Genomic DNA, 19966 nt, shown 5'->3' with positions numbered 1-19966 from the left:
GATAAAGATGGAAAACATTCCGCCGGCCCCGTTACGGGCCGGCGGAAACGTATAAGCCAAACCATGACCGATCGATACGAAGGCGCCTTTTTCGGCCGGCGCAAGGGAAAGCCGCTCAGCCCCAAGCGCAGCGCGCTGATGGAAAACGAACTGCCCCGCCTGGGCCTGGACCTGACCGCTCCGCCGCCGGGTGACCTCGCACAGCTGTTCGACGGACCGGTGCGCGAGGTCTGGCTGGAAGTGGGTTTCGGGGGCGGCGAGCACCTGCTGCACCGGGCGCGGGAAAATCCGGACGTCGGCTTCATCGGCGTGGAGCCTTTCATCGGCAGCATGGCGAAAGCGGTCAGCGCGATCGTGAGCGAGGGGATCAAGAACATCCGCCTCCATGACGACGACGCCGTCGATGTCCTCGACTGGCTGCCGGAAGCCTCGCTTGATCTTGCCTACCAGCTCTATCCGGACCCCTGGCCCAAGAAGCGCCACTGGAAACGCCGTTTCGTCAATGCAAAGAATCTGGATCGTTACGCCAGGGTCCTGAAACCGGGCGCCGAATTCCGCTTCGCAAGCGACATCGACACCTATGTCGACTGGACCCTGCGCCACTGCCACGATCATCCGGCCTTCGAATGGACGGCGGAATGCGCCGACGACTGGCGCCGGCCCTGGGCCGGCTGGCCCGGTACGCGCTACGAGGCGAAGGCCCTGCGCGAGGGCCGGGTTCCGCGCTATTTGACTTTCCGGCGGTCAGCGACCATCTAAAAGCTGACCGAAACGGGTTTGCCCTTGCGTTTTGCCGTTGTTTGACGGTATACAGTCGCTGTTTCACCTCAGTCGGCTCATATGGCGGTTTGAGAGTGGGCCCGCAGGGGACCCGCTCTTTTTTGCTTACAGGGCACGCTGAGACCGATCGGCGGAAGGCTGCGAACACGCGCCGGCTGCCGGTTTTGATCCCGGTTCCATCGGGAATTAAGGGATATTGCAGGAGCAGGGCGTGAGCGCACAAGAGGCGAGAATCATAACGGAGCAGGGTCTGGATGCCCGTGTGGCCGCTATTGTCGAGCCCGTGATCGAGGATCTCGGCTACCGGCTTGTGCGCACCATGATCAGCGCGGCCAACGGCTGCACGCTGCAGATCATGGCCGAGCGCCCCGACGGCACGATGACGGTCGAGGACTGCGAAACCATCAGCCGGGCGGTTTCGCCCGCCCTTGATGTGGAAGACCCGATCAACCGGGCCTATCACCTGGAAATTTCGTCTCCGGGGATCGACAGGCCGCTTGTCCGTGCCAGCGATTTCGAACGCTGGGCCGGCCATGAAGTGAAGATCGAGCTCGCCGTGATGCTCGACGGCCGCAAGCGGTTCCGCGGCACGCTTCTGGGCGTGAAGGACGGAGCGGCGCTGGTCCGCCTGGCGGATGTCCCCAAGGGCGAACAGGATACATTCGAACTGCCTCTGGAAGACATCGGCGAAGCCAAGCTGGTTCTGACAGATGATCTGATTACTGCTGCGCTGAAAGCGGAAAAAGCGGCTCTGGCCGCGCGGGGGGCGCAGTTGGAAACCGAGAGCAAGGCCAACTGAGGAAGTGCCCGCCGAATTGGGGCTTCCGACTAAACAGAAGCGCGTCATGCGGAAAATGAGACGTGCAAGAGGAGTGGATTGAATGGCTATCAGCGCGAACCGGCTGGAACTGCTGCAAATCGCCGACGCGGTTGCCAGGGAAAAGTCGATTGACCGCAACATCGTCATCACGGCGATGGAAGATGCGATCCAGAAGGCTGCCCGGTCCCGTTATGGAACCGAGACGGAAGTGCGTGCCGAGATCAATGCCAAGACCGGTGAAATCCGCCTCCAGCGTCTCCTGCAGGTCGTCGAGGCCGTCGAAAACGTTTCGACCGAAATTTCGCTCGACGACGCCCGCGCCCGCAACCCGGAAGCCAACATCGGCGATTTCATTGCCGAGCCGCTGCCGCCGCTCGATTTCGGCCGTATCGCGGCGCAGTCCGCCAAGCAGGTGATCGTGCAGAAGGTGCGCGAAGCCGAGCGTGACCGCCAGTACGAAGAATTCAAGGACCGTGTCGGCGAAGTCGTCAACGGCGTGGTCAAGCGGGCCGAATACGGCAACGTGATCGTCGATCTCGGCCGCGGCGAGGGCATTGTCCGCCGCGACGAACTGATCCCGCGCGAAGCGTTCCGTACCGGCGACCGCATCCGCGCCTATATCTACGACGTGCGCCGCGAGCAGCGCGGTCCGCAGATCTTCCTGTCGCGGACCCATCCGCAGTTCATGGCAAAGCTGTTTGCCCAGGAAGTGCCGGAAATCTACGACGGCGTCATCGAGATCAAGTCGGTTGCCCGCGATCCGGGATCGCGCGCCAAGATCGCCGTGATTTCGAAGGACAGCTCGATCGATCCGGTCGGCGCCTGTGTCGGTATGCGCGGCAGCCGCGTGCAGGCCGTGGTCGGCGAACTGCAGGGCGAGAAGATCGACATCATCCCGTGGAACGAGGATCCGGCGACCTTCATCGTCAACGCCCTCCAGCCCGCGGAAGTGGCCAAGGTCGTTCTCGACGAAGACGCGGAGCGCATCGAGGTGGTCGTTCCCGACGAACAGCTGTCTCTGGCCATCGGCCGGCGCGGCCAGAACGTGCGTCTGGCCTCCCAGCTCACCGGCTGGGCCATCGACATCATGACCGAGCAGGAAGAATCCGAGCGCCGTCAGAAGGAATTCCAGGAACGCTCGCAGCTGTTCATGGATGCCCTCAACGTCGACGAGATGGTCGGCCAGCTGCTGGCGACCGAAGGCTTTACCTCCGTGGAGGAAGTGGCCTATGTCGAACTCGACGAAATCGCCATGATTGAAGGTTTCGACGAGGAAACCGCGGAAGAGATCCAGGCCCGTGCCCGCGATTATCTGGAAGAGCTGGAAGCGAACCTGGACAAGGAACGCACCGAACTCGGCGTTTCCGACGATCTGCGGTCCATCGACGGCATGACCACGGCGATGATGGTCGCTCTGGGCAAGGACGGCATCAAGACCATGGAAGACCTCGCCGGCTGTGCGGCGGACGATCTGGTCGGCTGGACCGAGCGCAAGGACGGCGAGACCAAGCGGTTCGAGGGCTCCTTGAGCGGAATGGACCTGTCGCGGGCCGAAGCCGAAGCCATGGTGATGGCAGCGCGCGTCGCCGCCGGCTGGGTCACCGAGGAAGAACTGGCCGCAATGTCGGCCGAAGCCGAGGCGGAAGACGCCGAGGAAGTCGAAGAGGCGGAAACCGAAGCAGCGCCTGCGGGTGCAATTCTGAACGGCTGAACGGGCCGATCGCAGGCAATCCGGCCGGAGAGAGTGAGTGCCAAAAAAGAACGAACCGACGGAACGGCAATGCGCCGTGAGCCGCAAGGTACTTCCGGTGGATCGTTTGATACGCTTCGTTCTCGACCCGGAAGGCCGGGTGGTGCCGGATTTGAAACGCAGGCTCCCCGGACGGGGCGTCTGGATTACCGCGGCGCGTGACGTTGTCCGTGCCGCGGAAAAAGAGAAGAAACGGGTTTTCGGCAGGGGCTTCAAATGTGAGGCCCGCGTTGAACCGGGACTTGCGGAGCAGATTGATGCTCTCATGGAAAGGAGCGCCCTGCAGGCGTTGTCCATGACCCGCAAGGCCGGTGAGCTGGTAACCGGTTTTTCGAAAGTTGAAGCGGCTTTGCGGCGGGACGACGTCGTGGGCCTCATTCATGCCTCGGATGCAGCCGAGGATGGAATTCGAAAGCTGGCGGCGGTGGCCGGCAGCCGATTTGACACTGCAAACGGGTGTTTCGTCGTCCGTTTGTTCGATTCGACTCAATTGGATTTGGCATTGGGTCGGTCAAATGTGATACATGCTGCACTGCTTGCGGGTCCGGCGAGCGAAAACTTCCTGTCGCGAGTGCGCGAACTGGAAGCATTCCGGTCGAATTCCGCCGCAGATGAACAAGGCAACGCAGGCAGTGCGGTTGCGCAGGACTGAAGGCAATATGAGCGATACGAAAAACCCAGGCGACAAGACAATCAGCGTTGAGCGCAAGACGCTCGGCCTCAAGCGGAGTGGTGGCGACCAGGGAACTGTTCGGCAATCGTTCTCCCATGGCCGGTCGAAGGCGGTCGTCGTGGAGAAGAAGAAGCGTCGCGTTGTGGTGCCCGGCCAGGAGCCGAAGGCTGATCAGTCCGCACCCGCAGCCAAGCGCCCCGACGAGGCTGCAGAAGCACCGCGCGCCAAGCCGGCGGCAGAGGCGCCTCAGGCGGCCCGCCGTGGCGTACAGCGCCCGAAGGGCGGCAACGTCCTGCGCACCCTGACCAAGGAAGAGGCCGAAGCACGCGCTGCCGCGCTGAAGATGGCCCAGGTCCGTGAGGTCGAGGAACGCAAGCAGGCCGAGGAAGACGCCAAGCGGCGCGCCGAGGAGGAAGCCCGCCGCAAGGTTGAGGAAGAAGCCCGGCGCAAGGTCGAGGAAGAAGAGCGCAAGCAGCGCGAGGAAGAAGAAGCCCGGCTCGCGGCCGAAAAGGCGGCGGATGAAGCCCGCGCGGCGGCCGAAAAGCCCGCCGAAGCGCCGGCCCAGCCGGCTGCTGCCGCGCCCGAAGCCGCCAAGCCTGGGGAAGCCCGTCCGGCACGCACCGAGCGTCCGGCAGGGGCCCGGCCGGCCCGCGAGGAAGAAGAGGGCGGCGACGACGATCGCAGCAAGGGTGGCCTGCGTGCCGTCAAGCGCCAGAAGCCTGCTCCGACCCCGGCCCGGACGCGCGGTGGCGATGATCGCCGCCGGTCCAAGCTGACGATTTCTGCCGCTACCGGCGGGTCCGACGAGCAGCGTTCGCGCTCGCTCGCCTCGCTCCGCCGCCGCCGCGAAAAGGAAAAGCGCGGCAGCCAGCAGGTGGTCCGCGAGAAGATCATGCGTGAAGTGATCCTGCCGGAAGCCATCACGATCCAGGAACTCGCCAACCGTATGGCCGAGCGCGCCGTCGATGTGATCAAGCTTCTCATGAAGCAGGGTCAGATGATGAAGATCAACGACGTCATCGATGCCGATACGGCGGAACTGATCGCGGTCGAAATGGGCCACACGGTCAAGCGCGTGTCTGAAGCTGACGTTGAAGAAGGCCTGTTCTCCGCCGAGGACGCACCTGAAAACATGAAGCCGCGGCCTCCGGTCGTGACCATCATGGGCCACGTCGACCACGGCAAGACGTCGCTGCTCGATGCGATCCGCAATTCCAAGGTGGTCACCGGGGAAGCCGGCGGCATCACCCAGCATATCGGCGCCTACCAGGTGGAGCAGGACGGCAACAAGATCACCTTCATCGATACGCCGGGCCACGCCGCGTTCTCGCAGATGCGTGCCCGCGGTGCGAAGTCGACCGATATCGTGATCCTGGTTGTGGCGGCCGATGACGGTGTCATGCCGCAGACCAAGGAAGCCATTGCCCACGCCAAGGCGGCCGACGCGCCGATCATTGTCGCGATCAACAAGATCGACAAGGTCGGTGCCGATCCGAACCGGGTGCGCACCGAGCTTCTGCAGGACGAAATCGTCGTGGAATCCATGGGTGGTGACGTCATCGACGTCGAGGTGTCCGCACTTAAGGGCACCAACCTGGACAAGCTTCTGGAAATGATCCTGCTTCAGTCCGAAGTTCTCGAACTGAAGGCCAATCCGGATCGCAAGGCCGAGGGCATCGTGGTCGAAGCCCAGCTCGACCGCGGCCGCGGTCCGGTCGCGACCGTTCTGGTCCAGAAGGGCACCCTGCGTCCGGGCGACATCCTCGTCGCCGGCGCCGAATGGGGCCGTGTCCGCGCCATGCTCGACGAGGACGGCAATCAGGTGCCCGAAGCCGGTCCGTCCAAGCCGGTCGAGGTTCTGGGCTTCCAGGGCACGCCGGAAGCCGGCGACATGGTCGCTGTGGTCGAGAACGAAGCCCGTGCCCGCGAGATCGTCGATTACCGTCAGCGCCAGATCCGCGAAAAGGCGTCTGTCTTGGCGTCCGGCGCCCGCGGTTCGCTCGAGCAGATGATGAACCGCCTGCAGGAAACCGGCAAAAAGGAATTCCCGCTGGTGCTCAAGGGCGACGTGCAGGGCTCGGTCGAAGCGATCTCCCATGCGCTCAACGAACTCGGCACCGACGAAGTCGCGGCGCGCATCCTGCTCGCTGGTGTCGGTGGCATCACCGAAAGCGATGTCACCCTGGCAACCGCGTCCAAGGCGCCGATCATCGGCTTCAACGTGCGCGCCAACAAGCAGGCCCGCGAAGCGGCGGCCCGCGAAGGCATCGAGATCCGCTACTACAACATCATCTACGACCTGGTGGATGACATCAAAGCGGCCATGTCCGGGCTGCTGTCGCCGGAGCGGCGCGAGACCTTCCTCGGCAATGCGGAGATCAAGGAGATCTTCCACATTTCCAAGGTCGGCAAGGTCGCGGGCTGTCTGGTCACCGAAGGTGTCGTGGAACGCGGCGCCAATGTTCGCCTCATTCGCGACGACGTCGTCATCCACGAAGGCCAGCTTGGCACGCTCAAGCGCTTCAAGGACGAGGTCAAATCGGTCGAATCCGGTCAGGAATGCGGCATGAACTTCGTCAACTACCAGGACATGCGCCCCGGAGACATCATCGAATGTTTCCGTGTCGAGGAGATCGCCAGGACGCTTTAAGCGTCCGGCCGCATCGGAAATCGAACGCCGGCGTGATCCCAGACGATTACGCCGGCGTCTTTTATTTGAAAGTTGCTGCCGGCCTGTAGCCGGCAAGGATAGAAACAATGTCTAGACACAGCGGACACGGACATGGACCGAAGGGGCCGTCGCAGCGCCAGTTGCGCGTCGGCGAACTGGTCCGCAAGGAACTGTCCGACATTCTGACCCGCGGCGAACTGTCGGACCCGGATCTGGAAGGCGTCATCGTCACCGTTCCGGAAGTGCGCATGACGCCGGATCTCCGGCTCGCCACCTGCCTGGTCATGCCGCTCGGCGGCAGCGAAGGCGAAAAGGTCGAAAAGGCGCTCAACCGGTCGGCCAAATTCCTGCGCGGTCTGGTGTCGCGCCGGCTGACCATGAAATACATGCCCGATCTGCGCTTCGTGCTCGACACCCGGTTCGACGATGACGACCGGATCGAGACCCTGCTGCATTCGCCGACCGTGGCGCGCGACCTGGATCACGACGGCGACTGAACGCCTACACATAAATCGACGGAACAGACATGGCGCGGCAAAAGGCACGCAAGAACCGGAACGCCATCAACGGCTGGCTTGTGCTCGACAAGCCCTATGGCATCACCTCCAACGACGCGCTCGGCAAGATCAAGCGCATCCTGCATCCACAGAAGGTCGGTCACGCCGGCACGCTCGATCCACGGGCCACCGGCTGTCTGCCGCTGGCGTTCGGCGAGGCAACCAAGACCGTGTCCTTCGTCATGGACGGCCGCAAGATCTACCGCTTCGAGGTGACCTGGGGCGCGGAGACCAACACCGACGACACGGAAGGCGAGGTCGTCGCGACCTCCGACGTGCGTCCCGATCCGGATGCCATTCGCGCGATCCTGGCCGGTTTCACCGGTACGATCATGCAGGTGCCGCCCGCGTTTTCCGCCATCAAGGTGGACGGAGAGCGGGCCTACGATCTTGCCCGCGATGGCGAGACGGTCGAACTCGAAGCCCGTCCGATCGAGGTGCACCGGCTGGACCTGGTGGAGTGTCCGGACGAAAACAGGGCCGTGTTCGAGGCCGAATGCGGCAAGGGCACCTATGTGCGCGCGCTTGCCCGCGACATGGGCCGGCGTCTCGGCACCTGCGGGCACGTCACCGACCTGCGCCGCCTGCTGGTCGGTCCCTTCGGCGAAGACGACATGGTGACCCTGGACGAATTGATCGAGGCCGCCGAAGAGCTGGAAGAAGGCGAAGGCGTCGAGGCGCTGGTCGAGGACTTCGTCCTGCCCGTCCGCGAGGCGATGGACAATCTGGAAGAGGTGCCCGTCTCGCTGGAAGATGCGGCCAAGATCCGCAAGGGCATGGCCGTGCTCCTGCGCGGCCGGTCCGCGCCGCTCGCCTGCGAGGCGGCCTTCGCCAGCCACGCCGGCGTGCCCGTCGCGCTCGGGTCCATCGACAAGGGCCGCTTCCAGCCGAGCCGGGTGTTCAATCTTTGAAAACCACGGCCCGCGAGGGCCGTTAAAAAGAACTGGTAATGGCGGGCGTTTTCCGCCATATATCGCAGCCATTGGGTCCTTGGGCTCAATCCGTCCGTACCAACCTTTGCTGACCGACATCTCGGCTCTGGTGATGGTGCGGATCGGGCCGGTTTTCCGGCATCCCCGAAACGCCGGGTTTTCCCGGCCGCATCTTTGAAAGGAAAGAGCGATGTCGATTACTGCTGAGCGTAAAGCTGAGTTGATCAAGGAATATGCCACCAAGGACGGTGATACCGGTTCTCCGGAAGTCCAGGTCGCAATCCTGACCGAACGGATCAATAACCTGACCGAACACTTCAAGGCCCACGGCAAGGACAATCACTCCCGCCGCGGTCTCCTGAAGATGGTGGCTTCGCGCCGTTCGCTGCTCGACTACGTCAAGGGCAAGAGCGAAGAGCGCTATCAGTCCCTGATCCAGCGTCTTGGCGTTCGCCGCTAAGAAGCGAGTTGAGACAAACGCGGCGGGTGGATTTGCCCGCCGCGTTTGACTATAGAAAGTCCCGTGACGGTCATGGGGCAGGATTGCCGGCCGCTTCCGTGAACTTGGGAGCCGCTTGTCGTCTTGCCCGTGGCTTGTCCGATCGGTAACCGGCCCGTACGGGGCCGACCGATGATATGTCCTTGCGCAACTGAAGGAATGCCTGCGCAGACGGACAAAGCTGTAAGGAAAGATGATGTTTGATATTCATCGTGTAGAAGTCGAGTGGGGCGGTCGTCCTCTCGTCCTCGAAACGGGCAAGATTGCCCGTCAGGCCGATGGCGCCGTGATGGCGACCTACGGCGAAACCAAGGTGCTGGCGACGGTCGTTTCCGCCAAGCAGCCGAAGCCGGGTCAGGATTTCTTCCCGCTGACCGTGAACTACCAGGAAAAGGCCTTCGCCGCCGGCAAGATCCCGGGCGGCTACTTCAAGCGTGAAGGCCGTCCGTCCGAGCACGAGACCCTGACCTCGCGCCTGATCGACCGTCCGATCCGCCCGCTGTTCGCCGATGGCTACAAGAACGAGACCCAGGTCGTCATCACCGTGCTTTCCCACGACATGGAAAACGCACCGGACATCCTGGCGATGGTCGCCTCCTCCGCTGCGCTGACGCTTTCCGGCGTTCCCTTCATGGGCCCGATCGGCGGCGCGCGCGTCGGCTTCATCAACGGCGAATATGTTCTCAACCCGCTGGTTGACGACATGCCCGAATCCTCTCTGGACCTGGTCGTCGCCGGTACGGCTGACGCGGTCCTGATGGTGGAGTCCGAAGCCAAGGAACTCGACGAAGACACCATGCTCGGCGCCGTGATGTTCGGCCACCGCGGTTTCCAGCCGGTGATCGACGCGATCATCAAGCTGGCGGAAGCCGCCGCCAAGGAGCCGCGCGAATTCACCATGCCCGATCACTCTTCTCTCTACGAGCAGATCAAGGGCATGGCGGCCGACGAACTGAAGGCGGCCTACGCCATTACCGCGAAGACCGAACGCAAGAATGCGGTTGACGCGGTCAAGGCGAAGGTTGTCGAAACGCTGATCACCAACGGCGGTGACGCCGCACCGGAAGCCACCGTTCTCGGCGATCAGTTCAAGAAGCTGGAAGCTGCCATCGTCCGCGGCGCCATTCTCGACACCGGGTCCCGCATCGACGGCCGCGACTTGTCGACGGTCCGTGCGATTTCTTCCGAAGTCGGCATCCTGCCGCGCGCCCACGGCTCTGCGCTCTTCACCCGCGGTGAAACCCAGGCCCTGGCGGTTGCCACCCTCGGCACCGGCGAAGACGAGCAGTTCGTCGATGCGCTCGAAGGCACCTACAAGTCCCATTTCATGCTGCACTACAACTTCCCGCCCTATTCGGTCGGTGAAGCAGGCCGCATGGGCTCTCCCGGACGCCGCGAAATCGGCCACGGCAAGCTCGCCTGGCGCGCCATCAACCCGATGCTGCCGGCCCACCACGATTTCCCGTACACGCTGCGCGTTGTCTCGGAAGTGACGGAATCCAACGGCTCGTCCTCCATGGCGACCGTCTGCGGCACCTCGCTGGCCCTGATGGATGCCGGCGTTCCGCTCAAGGCGCCGGTTGCCGGTATCGCCATGGGCCTGATCAAGGAAGGCGACCGTTTCGCGGTTCTGTCCGACATTCTCGGCGACGAGGATCATCTCGGCGACATGGACTTCAAGGTGGCCGGTTCCGCCAACGGCATTACCTCGCTGCAGATGGACATCAAGATCCAGGGCATCACCGAGGAGATCATGAAGGTCGCTCTCGGCCAGGCCAAGGACGGCCGCGTGCACATCCTCGGCGAAATGTCCAAGGCCATCACCGAAGCCCGCTCCGAGCTGGGTGAACATGCGCCGCGCATCGAAGTGATGAAGATCCCGGTCGACAAGATCCGTGAAGTCATCGGTTCGGGCGGCAAGGTCATCCGCGAAATCGTGGAAAAGACCGGCGCCAAGGTGAACATCGAGGACGACGGAACGGTCAAGATCGCCTCTGCCGATGGCAAGGCGATCAAGGCAGCCGTCAACTGGATCAACTCCATCGCCGCCGAGCCGGAAGTGGGCATGATCTACGAAGGTACGGTCGTGAAATGCGTCGACTTCGGTGCGTTCGTGAACTTCTTCGGCGCCAAGGACGGTCTGGTCCACATTTCCCAGCTCGCTCCGCGCAAGGTCGCCAAGGTCACCGACGTGGTCAAGGAAGGCGACAAGGTCTGGGTCAAGCTGATGGGCTTCGACGAGCGCGGCAAGGTGCGCCTGTCCATGAAGGTCGTCGACCAGGACACCGGCAAGGAAATCGAGAAGGAAGAAGACTGAGCGTCTTCCCCGGTTTTTTGGATAATTTCAGGCGGGGCGGAGACCATCGGTCTCCGCCCCGTTTGCGTTTGCAGCCTTCTGCGGCTCAGCTTGGTTGCGTCGTCCCGGGAAGCTGCTATACCCCAAGCCGAACAGGCATGAGAGGTGAAGCATGAGTGAAATGCGCCTTGTCGTAGTCGGGGCCGCAGGCCGGATGGGACGGGCTCTGGTCCGCGCCGTTTGCGAGGCCGAAGGGGCCCGGGTGACCGCCGCGATCGAGCGTCCGGGATCCGAGTTCCTGGGCCAGGATGCGGGCGACCTCGCAGGCGTCGGCACGCTGGACATTCCGGTGACCGACGATCCGCTGACGGCATTTGCAGCCAGCGACGGGGTTCTGGATTTCACCGCGCCCGCCGCGTCGCTCACCTTTGCCGAACTCGCCGCCCAGGCGCGGATCGTCCATGTGATCGGCACCACCGGCTGGGCCGAGGGCGAAGACGCGCCGCTTCACGCGGCTTCCCGCCACGCGCGTATCGTCAAGTCGGGCAACATGAGCCTCGGCGTCAATCTGCTGGCGGCGCTGGTGAAGAAGGCCGCAAAGGCGCTCGATGCGGATTTCGACATTGAAGTCCTGGAAATGCACCACAAGCACAAGGTGGATGCCCCGTCGGGCACGGCCCTGCTTCTGGGCGAAGCCGCGGCCGGCGGACGCGGTATCGACCTTGCCGACCATTCCGTCGGCTCGCGCGACGGCATTACCGGTGCGCGCAAGGCGGGCGATATCGGTTTCGCGACCCTTCGCGGCGGCTCGGTCATCGGCGAGCATTCGGTGATTTTCGCAGGTGAGGGCGAGCGGATCGAACTCACCCACCGCGCCGAGGACCGACAGCTTTTCGCCCGTGGCGCGGTCAAGGCCGCCCTTTGGGGTTTCGACAAAAAGCCCGGCTTTTACTCCATGGCCGACGTGCTCGGCCTGAACGATTGATCCCTTACTTTCCGACAGACAGGAGACCTGACCATGGATCGCCTCTTGGTGCTCGTTCGCCACGGTCAAAGCGAATGGAATTTGAAAAACCTTTTCACCGGCTGGAAAGATCCCGGTCTTACCGAAAAGGGCATTGAGGAAGCCAAGAAGGCCGGCGAGCAGCTGCGCGACCTGAAGCTGACGTTCGACATCGCCTTCACTTCGGATCTGAGCCGCGCGCAGAAGACGCTGGATCTGATCCTGGAGGAACTGGGGCAGACCGGTCTGGAAACGATCAAGGACCAGGCGCTCAACGAACGCGACTACGGCGATCTGACCGGCATGAACAAGGACGAGGCGCGCAAGGAATTCGGTGAGGAGCAGGTCCACATCTGGCGCCGGTCCTTCGATGTTCCGCCTCCGGGCGGCGAGAGCCTGAAAATGACCGCCGAGCGGGTTCTGCCCTACTATCGCAGCGAAATCCTGCCGCGGGTCCTGCAGGGCAAGCGCACCATCGTCGCCGCTCACGGCAACTCCCTGCGCGCGCTGATCATGGAACTGGAAAAGCTCACCCCGGAACAGATCCTGAAGCGGGAACTCGGCACCGGCACGCCGATCATCTACCGCCTCAATGAGGACGGGGAAGTCATCAGCGTGGAAGACCTCGCCGCCTGAGGGTGCGGCCTGATGGAATGTTGTGAGGCGGCCCGGCGGGCCGCCTCTTTTGTTTCTGTCGGATCAGACTTCGAAACCGGCCTGGCCGGCGATCTGCTTTAGCGCGGTTTCCGGACGGGCGCCCACGTGGCCGATCACGTTTGCCGCGCACAGGCAGCCGAGTTCCGCGGCCGACTTGAGGTCGTAGTCCCGCGCAAGGCCGAACAGGAAACCGGAGGCGAACAGGTCGCCGGCGCCGGTCAGGTCCACCACCTCGTCAACCTTCTGGGCGGTGACCTTGATGGTTTCTTCCCGGGTGATCGCCATGGCGCCGTTCTCGCCCAGGGTCAGGGCGGTCATCGCGCCGCTCTCGCGGGCCGCGGCAATGGCGGTATCGAGATCGGCGGTCTCATAGAGCGCCTTGATTTCGTGCTCGTTGGCGAACATCACGTCAACGACGCCGTCGCGCAGGAGCCCGGTGAATTCGGCGCGGTAGCGATCGACGCAGAACGAATCGGACAAGGTGATCCCGACCTTGCGGCCGTTGGCGTGGGCGATCTTCGCAGCTTCCAGAAACGCCTTCTTGGCTTCTTCCGGATCCCAGAGATAGCCTTCCATGTAGGTGATGGCCGAGGCCGCGACCACGTCCGGATCCACGTCTGCGGGGCCGAATTCCGTGCAGGCGCCGAGATAGGTATTCATGGTGCGCTCGCCGTCCGGCGTGATCAGGATCATCGACCGGGCGGTCGGCGTGCCGCCGTTGAGGCGCGGGGTCTCGAAGTGGACGCCGGTCCCTTTCATGTCGTGAAAGTAACTGTCGCCGAGTTCGTCCGAGGCAACCTTGCCGAAAAAGGCCGGCGTTCCGCCGAGAGAGGCGATACCGGCCGCCGTGTTGCCCGCGCTGCCGCCGGAAACGCGAACCGTCTGGCCCATCTTGTCATAGAGCCGTACGGCTTCTTCCGTGTCGATCAGGCGCATGGAGCCCTTGATCAGATCCTCCCGGACGAGGAAGTCGTCCTCAACGTGGGCGAAAACATCACAAATGGCGTTGCCGATGCACAGGGCATCAAAACGGATATCGGTCATAGGCACCTTTCTGTAATTGGATTGAGGTCAGGCCCCCTGGGTCGGGTCAGATCTGCGGGCTGGGCCTGAGGGCCCGGTTGGCTTCCGGTTCGCGGATTTTCTCCCGGAACGGGCTAGCGCAGTAAATGCCGAGCAGCTTGAACTCGGCGCAGAAGAATTTCAGTTCCTCCAGGGCCAGCGTAACCGACTTGTCGTCCGGATGACCTTCGATGTCCGCGTAGAACATGGAGGCGAAGAACTGGCCCTCGAGCTGGTAGGATTCCAGCTTGGTCATGTTGACCCCGTTGGTGGCAAACCCGCCGAGCGCCTTGTAAAGGGCTGCCGGCACGTTGCGAACGCGGAAGATGAAGGTCGTTATGATCGGCTGGCCCGTGTTGGCGGCAACCAGATCCTCCTTTGAAAGGATCAGGAAGCGCGTCGTGTTGTAGTCGGCGTCTTCCACATTCCGGCGCAGGATGTCGAGCCCGTAGATGTCCGCGGCCATCTCGGGGGCAAGCGCTGCTGCGGTCGGATCGTTGCGTTCGGCGATCTGGCGGGCGGACCCGGCCGTGTCGGCGCCGATCACCGGGGCCAGGCCCAGGTCGCGGATCACCTTCCGGCATTGACCCAGCGCCATGACATGGCTTTGAACCGTTTTCAGACCTTCGATCTTGGCGCCCTTCGGCGCCATGAGCTGGAAACGGATCGGCAGGAAATATTCGCCGATGATGTGCAGGCTGGAGCGTGGCAGCAGGTGATGGATATCGGCGACCCGTCCGGCGACCGAATTTTCCACCGGGATCATGCCCAGATCGGCCTCGCCGTTTTCGATCGCGTAAAAGCAGTCCTCGAAAGTCGCGCAGGGAACGGCCTCATAGTCGGGATAGACATTGCGGCAGGCCGTATGGGAATTTGCTCCCACTTCGCCCTGGAACACGATTTTCTTTCGGTCAGACATTTTGCTTCTTTCTATCAAGCCCCGGCTGCGACGGCGGCTTGAGCCCGTTCCAGATCCTCTGGTGTGTTGACGTCCATCGGCGCGCTGTCGATGATCGATACATCAATACGCATGCCGGCTTCCAGTGCCCGAAGCTGTTCCAGTTTCTCCCGGATCTCCAGTGGAGAGGGCGGCAGGGACACGAATCTTTCCAGCGCGGACCGGCGATAGGCGTAGACGCCGATATGCTGATAAAGCGGGCCGGGGCCGCTCGGCGCCGTGGCCCGCGTAAAATAAAGCGCGCGATTGGTGCCGGTGTGCGTCAAAGTGGTCACCGCCTTCACGAAACTCGGATCGTCGCGGAAACGCTCGTCCCGGATTTCGGTCATGATGGTGCCGATGTCGACGGCCTCGTCGGCAAGGGGGCTGAAAGCGGCGCGCAGCGCATCCGGCGCAATCAGCGGCACATCGCCCTGCAGATTGAGAATGACATCATGCGCGCTGGTCGGGTCGACCAGGTTGGCGGCCTCGTGGATCCGGTCGGAACCGGATTCATGGTCGGCCCGGGTCATGACGGCGTCACCGCCGTGCGCCTTCACGGCCGCCGCGATATCGGGGTCGTCGCAGGCGACCACGACCGGTCCGATGGCGGCATTCTGCGCCTGCTCCAGCACACGGACGATCATGGGTTTGCCGCAGATATCCGCCAGCGGCTTGCGCGGCAACCGGGTCGCACCCAGCCGTGCCGGAATAATGACAAGTGCAGAATTCAAGGACGTCTCTCCGTCTTGGCCCGCTTTTCGCGCTTTTCCTTGCAGCCCATTGCCGTTTGCTGCGCCATTTCAGTCGATTTTATGAGGGTATGGCCTAGAGCATAGCCCGCGCGATGGTCAAGCGGCTTTCACGCCCAAGGCGGTCTCCGGACGGCAATCTGTGCCGAAACGTCTGCCCTTTGTCCCGTATCTCGCCGGGTCCTTTGCCGGCGTCGCATCCGTTTAAACCCTTAGATACCTTTGGAAACGGCGGAAATATCGTCCGGAACATGCCGTCTGCGGGCCTTTCGCGTGTCCTTTATTCGAAAGTTTTGGCTGAGACCTTTTATACCTATGGACAGCAAGGCCAAAAAATTTGTAGGTTCCGCACAAATTTAAAGCTGATATGGGTTCGTAACTGGTGTTACGGATCAGGACGCGTCTTAGCTTGGAGCCGGAGAGAATGGATTCCTTCACGCTTAACAAGATCGCTGGTGCGGTTTTGATGGTTCTTCTTCTGACAATGGGTGTCGGAATTGTATCTGATGTCATTTTCGAGCCGACGATCCCGGGTAAGCCCGGATATGAGATCGTTGTCGCTTCCAGTGAGGCGGATTCAACTCCTGAAGCAGACGCGGTGCCGGAAGTGGCACCGATCAGCGAACGGCTGGTCGCCGCGTCTGCCGAGTCCGGCGAAAAGATCTTCAAGAAGTGCCAGGCCTGTCATTCGATCGAACAAGGCGGCCCCAACAAGGTCGGACCGGATCTGTGGGGCGTGATCGGCCGCAAGCCGGGTAGCCATGAAGGCTTCGGCTATTCCGCCGCCATGACCGCTTTCGGCGAAGAAAATGCCGCCTGGACCTTTGAGGAACTGGATCATTTCCTGACCAAGCCGAAGGATTACATCAACGGGACCGCAATGGGCTTTGCCGGCCTGCGCAAGCCTGAAGACCGGGCGGATGTGATTGCCTATATGCGGGAACAGTCTTCGGACCCGGTTCCGTTGCCGTCGGAATAATCGCTCGTAATTTCAAGGCTTTACGCCAAATCCAATTTTGGAAGCCGCGCTTCGTAAGCGCGGCTTTCTTTGTTTTGCCTGAAATAAATTTTAACGTTTCTGCGTAATTCTGTCGTTACGTTAAGTGAGGCGCCGGCGAGCGAAAGGCTGACACGTCGATGGGATTTAAAACCGCCCGGATATTTTCCCTGCCCCATTCGAAGGGGTTGTGGGCGGCGGTTGCCGTGGCCGTTTGCTGCCTTATCGGCGGTTTCTTCATAACCTCCCATGTTGCCGGCCTGGTCGAGGACATCATCGCCGCCCAGCACCAGCAAAAGGCGCTTGCCAAGCTGTCTGAAGCGCGAACACGCCTGGAGGGACAGGTCGGCGCGGCAATTTCCCTGGGCAAGGGGCTCAGAGGCTACGTCATCCAGGACGAGCTGACCCAGGACGAGTTTACCAAATTCAGCTCCGAACTGATCGACGATGTTCCCTTCATCCGCTCGCTCGGCCTCGCGCCCGACAACGTCGTGAAATATATTTATCCCTATTCAGGCAACGCGGCGGCGATCGGGCTGAACTATCGCCAGATGCCGAAGCAATGGCCGTCGATCGAAAAGGCGATGGAAAGCCGGTCCAGTGTGCTGTCCGGCCCGGTCGAAATGATTCAGGGCGGCCGCCACCTCTTGGTCCGCGTCCCGGTTTTCCCGCCCGCCTATCCGCAGCAGCCGATCGCGGAGCGCCACTATTGGGGGGTGGCCACTCTGGTCCTCGACGAGAGCCGGCTGTTTGCGGCTGCCGGACTGGCGGAGGTCTCGGACGGTTACCGGTTCGCGATCGTTTCGTCAGGGCAATCCGATGGCAGCCCGGATCTGATTTTCGGCGACGGCGATCTGGTGCACAGTGAAGCGGTCAGTCTGCCGCTGGTTCTGCCCGGCGACAAGAAATGGGAAATCCTCAGCTATCCCGTCGGTGGCTGGTCGATCGACAGCAAGGAAGTCTGGATGACCCGTATTCTGGGCATGGTCGTCACGCTGATCATATCGACCATGGCCTTCCTGCTCATTCAGGAAGTCGCCAAGGTCCGCACCATGGCCCTGCACGATCCCCTGACCGGACTGGCCAACCGCCGTCTTCTGGAAGACCGGATGCAGCAGCTTCTGGCCATGGCCGACCGCAACGGGTCCGGTTTCGAGATTTTTTATCTGGACCTGGACGCCTTCAAACCGATCAACGACAGTTACGGCCATGCGGTCGGCGACAAGGTGCTCATCGAAGTCGGCTACCGGCTGCAGTTCCAGACCCGCCAGACCGACACGGTCGCCCGCGTCGGCGGCGATGAATTTATCGTCCTGACGCCGGGTGCAATGAAAGAGGACGAGCGCAAGGGCTTCCTGAAACGGATGATGGATCAGATCTGCCAGGAATTCACCCTTCCAGGGGCCACGATCAGCCTGTCGGCAAGCATCGGCTTTGCCAGCTATCCCGAGGAGGCCGGTACCATAGAAGACCTGCTCCGGATCGCGGATGCGCGCATGTACAATCAAAAAGCCAACCGCTCCGTCATCAAGCAGCCGGCGGTCCTTGCTGGCCAGACCGGTTAAATTTCTGTCATGTTGATCAAGAACGGGTGACGGCGCCCGTGATGCTCCCTAGTATCCGGTTGAGCACCCGATACCGCATGTTGCGCGTTTCGGGAAATGACCAGTCTTGCGGAGGAAGGCATGCCGGGTAGACAACCGAAGCGGCAACAGTGGCTCTGGACGATGCGGGCGGCGGCCTTCGCCTGTTGCACTGTCCTTGCCGCGGGCCTGGCACAGGCGGCGGAGCCGGAGTGGCACTATTCGACGGCCTTGACAGGTACGCCCAAATACGGCCCCGACGTGAAGCACTTCGACTATGTCAATCCGGATGCGCCCAAGGGCGGGTTGCTGCGGATGTGGGACATGGGCGGCTTCGATACCTTCAACCCCATTCTGCCGAAGGGAAGTGCCGCCCCCGGTCTCGGCCTGATCTATGACAGCCTGATGGAGTCGTCGCTGGATGAGCTGAACATCAGCGCCGAATACGGCGTAATTGCCGAAGCACTCCGCTATCCGGATGATTTCTCCTGGGTCGAATACCGGATCAATCCGAAGGCGCGCTGGCACGACGGGGTTCCCGTCACGGCGGAAGATGTCGTCTGGTCGTTTGAAAAAGCGGTCGAACTCGATCCTCGGCGGAGATTCTATTACCACAATGTCGTCAGCGTGAAGGCGTTGCCCGGCAACATCGTCCGGTTCGAATTCGACAGCGCGAACAATCGCGAGCTGCCGCATATCGTCGGCCAGCTGACCGTGTTGCCGAAGCACTGGTGGGAAGGCACAAATGCCAAGGGCGAAAAACGTGATATAGGAAGCGGCCTGCTGGAAGCGCCTCTCGGGTCCGGCCCCTACAAGATCAAGGATTTCGAACCCAACCGCCAGGTTACCTACGAACGGGTGGACGACTATTGGGGAAAGGATCTGCCCATTCGGGTCGGCACCAACAATTTCGACGAAATCCGCTATGATTCCTACCGGGACAGCGTCGTGGCTCTGGAAGCCTTCAAGGCTGACCAATACGACTGGCGCGTTGAAAACGTCGCGAAGTTCTGGGCGACCGCCTATGATTTTCCGGCGGAGAAGGAAGGAAAAGTGATCCTGGAAGAGTTTCCGGCCAAGGCGTCGGGAAGAATGCAGGCCTTCGTGCCCAACCTGCGCCGGGAAAAATTCAAAGACGAGCGTGTGCGAAGGGCGCTCAATCTGGCGTTCGATTTCGAATCCACCAATCGGACGGCCTTCTACGGTCAGTACAAGCGGATATCGTCCTTCTTTGCCGGAACGGAACTGGCCCAGTCCGGTCTCCCGCAGGGCAAGGAGCTTGAAATCCTGGAAAGCGTCCGCGACCTGGTTCCGCCGGAGGTCTTCACCAAGCCTTACGAGAACCCGGTCAACGGCGACCCGCAAAAACTCCGGGCCAACCTGCGCGAGGCGCTCAAGCTGCTGTCCGAGGCCGGTTACAAGCTGGACGGACGCAAGCTCGTCAATGCAAAGACCGGAGAGCCTTTCACAATCGAGTTCATCGCCCAGGATCCGAGCGCTGAAAAATACGTTTTGCCTTATGCGAAAAACCTCAAGCTCATCGGCATCCAGATGACCATGCGGGTTCTGGATACACCTCAGTACATCAACCGGGTGCGCAGTCGGGACTTCGACATGACAACGCTGGGCTGGGGAGAAAGCCTGTCGCCCGGCAACGAACAGCGGGACTACTGGGGGTCTGAATCGGCGGATAAGCCGAGTTCGCAGAATTACGCCGGCATCAAGGATCCCGGCGTCGACGCCCTGATCGACAAGGTGATTTTCGCCAAGGACCGGGATGAACTGGTTGCCGCCACTCATGCACTCGACCGGGTCCTGATGTTCCACAATTTCGTGATCCCGCAATGGTACCTGGATTTCGACCGGACGGCTCGTTGGGATCGCTTCGGCCATCCGGACAATATTCCCGAATATTCGAACGGCTTTCCGACCATCTGGTGGTACGACGAGGCGAAAGCTGCCAAGACAGGGGCGCCGAAGTGACGGATCTCAAGGGG

General features: G+C 62.0%; 17 protein-coding genes. 14 read left to right on the top strand and 3 right to left on the bottom strand.

Features of this window, described 5'->3' with window-relative positions; all coding sequences use genetic code 11:
- The first annotated feature begins 63 nt into the window (after positions 1 to 63).
- The 11 genes from trmB (at position 64) to HK439_RS18405 (ending at position 12617) form a co-directional block, all read left to right on the top strand.
- Positions 64 to 759, top strand: coding sequence for a tRNA (guanine(46)-N(7))-methyltransferase TrmB (trmB, locus tag HK439_RS18455; RefSeq protein ID WP_190292946.1), 696 nt, complete (start codon positions 64 to 66; stop codon positions 757 to 759).
- Positions 760 to 991: 232 nt separating this feature from the next.
- Positions 992 to 1579, top strand: coding sequence for a ribosome maturation factor RimP (gene rimP, locus HK439_RS18450; RefSeq protein ID WP_190292945.1), 588 nt, complete (start codon positions 992 to 994; stop codon positions 1577 to 1579).
- An 82-nt stretch (positions 1580 to 1661) separates the two neighbouring features.
- A complete protein-coding gene (gene nusA / locus HK439_RS18445; protein WP_190292944.1) occupies positions 1662 to 3311 on the top strand; it encodes a transcription termination factor NusA in 1650 nt (549 codons plus the stop codon).
- 37 nt (positions 3312 to 3348) lie between these two features.
- Positions 3349 to 4002 carry an RNA-binding protein gene (locus HK439_RS18440; RefSeq protein ID WP_190292943.1) on the top strand — a complete coding sequence of 218 codons (654 nt, stop codon included), beginning with the start codon at positions 3349 to 3351 and terminating at the stop codon, positions 4000 to 4002.
- A gap of 7 nt (positions 4003 to 4009) precedes the next feature.
- Complete coding sequence (infB, locus tag HK439_RS18435; RefSeq protein ID WP_190292942.1) at positions 4010 to 6673, top strand: translation initiation factor IF-2; 2664 nt, start codon at positions 4010 to 4012, stop codon at positions 6671 to 6673.
- A gap of 107 nt (positions 6674 to 6780) precedes the next feature.
- Positions 6781 to 7191, top strand: coding sequence for a 30S ribosome-binding factor RbfA (gene rbfA, locus HK439_RS18430; protein ID WP_190292941.1), 411 nt, complete (start codon positions 6781 to 6783; stop codon positions 7189 to 7191).
- A gap of 29 nt (positions 7192 to 7220) precedes the next feature.
- Entirely contained in the window at positions 7221 to 8162 is a 942-nt protein-coding gene (gene truB, locus HK439_RS18425) for a tRNA pseudouridine(55) synthase TruB (RefSeq protein WP_190292940.1), read from the top strand.
- A gap of 211 nt (positions 8163 to 8373) precedes the next feature.
- A complete protein-coding gene (gene rpsO / locus HK439_RS18420) occupies positions 8374 to 8643 on the top strand; it encodes a 30S ribosomal protein S15 (protein WP_190292939.1) in 270 nt (89 codons plus the stop codon).
- A gap of 235 nt (positions 8644 to 8878) precedes the next feature.
- Positions 8879 to 10999: a polyribonucleotide nucleotidyltransferase gene (pnp, locus tag HK439_RS18415; RefSeq protein ID WP_190292938.1), complete on the top strand. Its 2121-nt coding sequence runs from the start codon at positions 8879 to 8881 to the stop codon at positions 10997 to 10999.
- Positions 11000 to 11150: 151 nt separating this feature from the next.
- Positions 11151 to 11963, top strand: coding sequence for a 4-hydroxy-tetrahydrodipicolinate reductase (gene dapB / locus HK439_RS18410; protein ID WP_190292937.1), 813 nt, complete (start codon positions 11151 to 11153; stop codon positions 11961 to 11963).
- A 33-nt stretch (positions 11964 to 11996) separates the two neighbouring features.
- The gene (locus tag HK439_RS18405; protein WP_190292936.1) at positions 11997 to 12617 is read left to right on the top strand and encodes a 2,3-bisphosphoglycerate-dependent phosphoglycerate mutase; all 621 of its coding nucleotides are present in this window, start codon (positions 11997 to 11999) and stop codon (positions 12615 to 12617) included.
- A gap of 63 nt (positions 12618 to 12680) precedes the next feature.
- Here HK439_RS18405 and HK439_RS18400 read toward each other — a convergent pair whose 3' ends face one another.
- The 3 genes from HK439_RS18400 to HK439_RS18390 are packed head-to-tail and all read right to left on the bottom strand — an operon-like array spanning position 12681 to position 15371.
- Complete coding sequence (locus HK439_RS18400) at positions 12681 to 13682, bottom strand: adenosine kinase (RefSeq protein ID WP_190292935.1); 1002 nt, start codon at positions 13680 to 13682, stop codon at positions 12681 to 12683.
- 46 nt (positions 13683 to 13728) lie between these two features.
- Positions 13729 to 14619, bottom strand: a complete 891-nt coding sequence (locus HK439_RS18395) for a prephenate dehydratase (RefSeq protein ID WP_190292934.1) — start codon at positions 14617 to 14619, stop codon at positions 13729 to 13731.
- A 14-nt stretch (positions 14620 to 14633) separates the two neighbouring features.
- On the bottom strand, positions 14634 to 15371 hold the full coding sequence (locus HK439_RS18390; protein WP_190292933.1) for a 3-deoxy-manno-octulosonate cytidylyltransferase: 738 nt from the start codon (positions 15369 to 15371) through the stop codon (positions 14634 to 14636).
- Positions 15372 to 15813: 442 nt separating this feature from the next.
- Here HK439_RS18390 and HK439_RS18385 point away from each other — a divergent pair, with 442 nt between their 5' ends.
- The 3 genes from HK439_RS18385 to HK439_RS18375 all read left to right on the top strand — a co-directional run bounded on the left by HK439_RS18385 (position 15814) and on the right by HK439_RS18375 (position 19952).
- Complete coding sequence (locus HK439_RS18385) at positions 15814 to 16368, top strand: c-type cytochrome (protein ID WP_190292932.1); 555 nt, start codon at positions 15814 to 15816, stop codon at positions 16366 to 16368.
- A 158-nt stretch (positions 16369 to 16526) separates the two neighbouring features.
- Entirely contained in the window at positions 16527 to 17951 is a 1425-nt protein-coding gene (locus tag HK439_RS18380; protein WP_190292931.1) for a diguanylate cyclase, read from the top strand.
- 120 nt (positions 17952 to 18071) lie between these two features.
- Positions 18072 to 19952, top strand: coding sequence for an extracellular solute-binding protein (locus HK439_RS18375; RefSeq protein ID WP_190292930.1), 1881 nt, complete (start codon positions 18072 to 18074; stop codon positions 19950 to 19952).
- Positions 19953 to 19966: the final 14 nt, after the last annotated feature.

Origin of the sequence: Roseibium aggregatum, from assembly GCF_014692675.1 — a bacterium.
Classification (GTDB): Bacteria; Pseudomonadota; Alphaproteobacteria; order Rhizobiales; family Stappiaceae; genus Roseibium; species Roseibium aggregatum_C.
Note: the sequence above shows the minus strand (reverse complement) of the source record. Positions and strands in the feature narration are given on the sequence as shown.

Coding starts and splice junctions, on each gene's coding strand:
- pnp (WP_190292938.1), top strand. CDS start 8,879: ATGTTTGATATTCATCGTGTAGAAGTCGAGTGGGGCGGTCGTCCTCTC.
- trmB (WP_190292946.1), top strand. CDS start 64: ATGACCGATCGATACGAAGGCGCCTTTTTCGGCCGGCGCAAGGGAAAG.
- infB (WP_190292942.1), top strand. CDS start 4,010: ATGAGCGATACGAAAAACCCAGGCGACAAGACAATCAGCGTTGAGCGC.
- truB (WP_190292940.1), top strand. CDS start 7,221: ATGGCGCGGCAAAAGGCACGCAAGAACCGGAACGCCATCAACGGCTGG.
- HK439_RS18405 (WP_190292936.1), top strand. CDS start 11,997: ATGGATCGCCTCTTGGTGCTCGTTCGCCACGGTCAAAGCGAATGGAAT.
- rpsO (WP_190292939.1), top strand. CDS start 8,374: ATGTCGATTACTGCTGAGCGTAAAGCTGAGTTGATCAAGGAATATGCC.
- nusA (WP_190292944.1), top strand. CDS start 1,662: ATGGCTATCAGCGCGAACCGGCTGGAACTGCTGCAAATCGCCGACGCG.
- HK439_RS18385 (WP_190292932.1), top strand. CDS start 15,814: ATGGATTCCTTCACGCTTAACAAGATCGCTGGTGCGGTTTTGATGGTT.
- rbfA (WP_190292941.1), top strand. CDS start 6,781: ATGTCTAGACACAGCGGACACGGACATGGACCGAAGGGGCCGTCGCAG.
- HK439_RS18375 (WP_190292930.1), top strand. CDS start 18,072: ATGCCGGGTAGACAACCGAAGCGGCAACAGTGGCTCTGGACGATGCGG.
- HK439_RS18380 (WP_190292931.1), top strand. CDS start 16,527: ATGGGATTTAAAACCGCCCGGATATTTTCCCTGCCCCATTCGAAGGGG.
- HK439_RS18400 (WP_190292935.1), bottom strand. CDS start 13,682: ATGACCGATATCCGTTTTGATGCCCTGTGCATCGGCAACGCCATTTGT.
- dapB (WP_190292937.1), top strand. CDS start 11,151: ATGAGTGAAATGCGCCTTGTCGTAGTCGGGGCCGCAGGCCGGATGGGA.
- HK439_RS18395 (WP_190292934.1), bottom strand. CDS start 14,619: ATGTCTGACCGAAAGAAAATCGTGTTCCAGGGCGAAGTGGGAGCAAAT.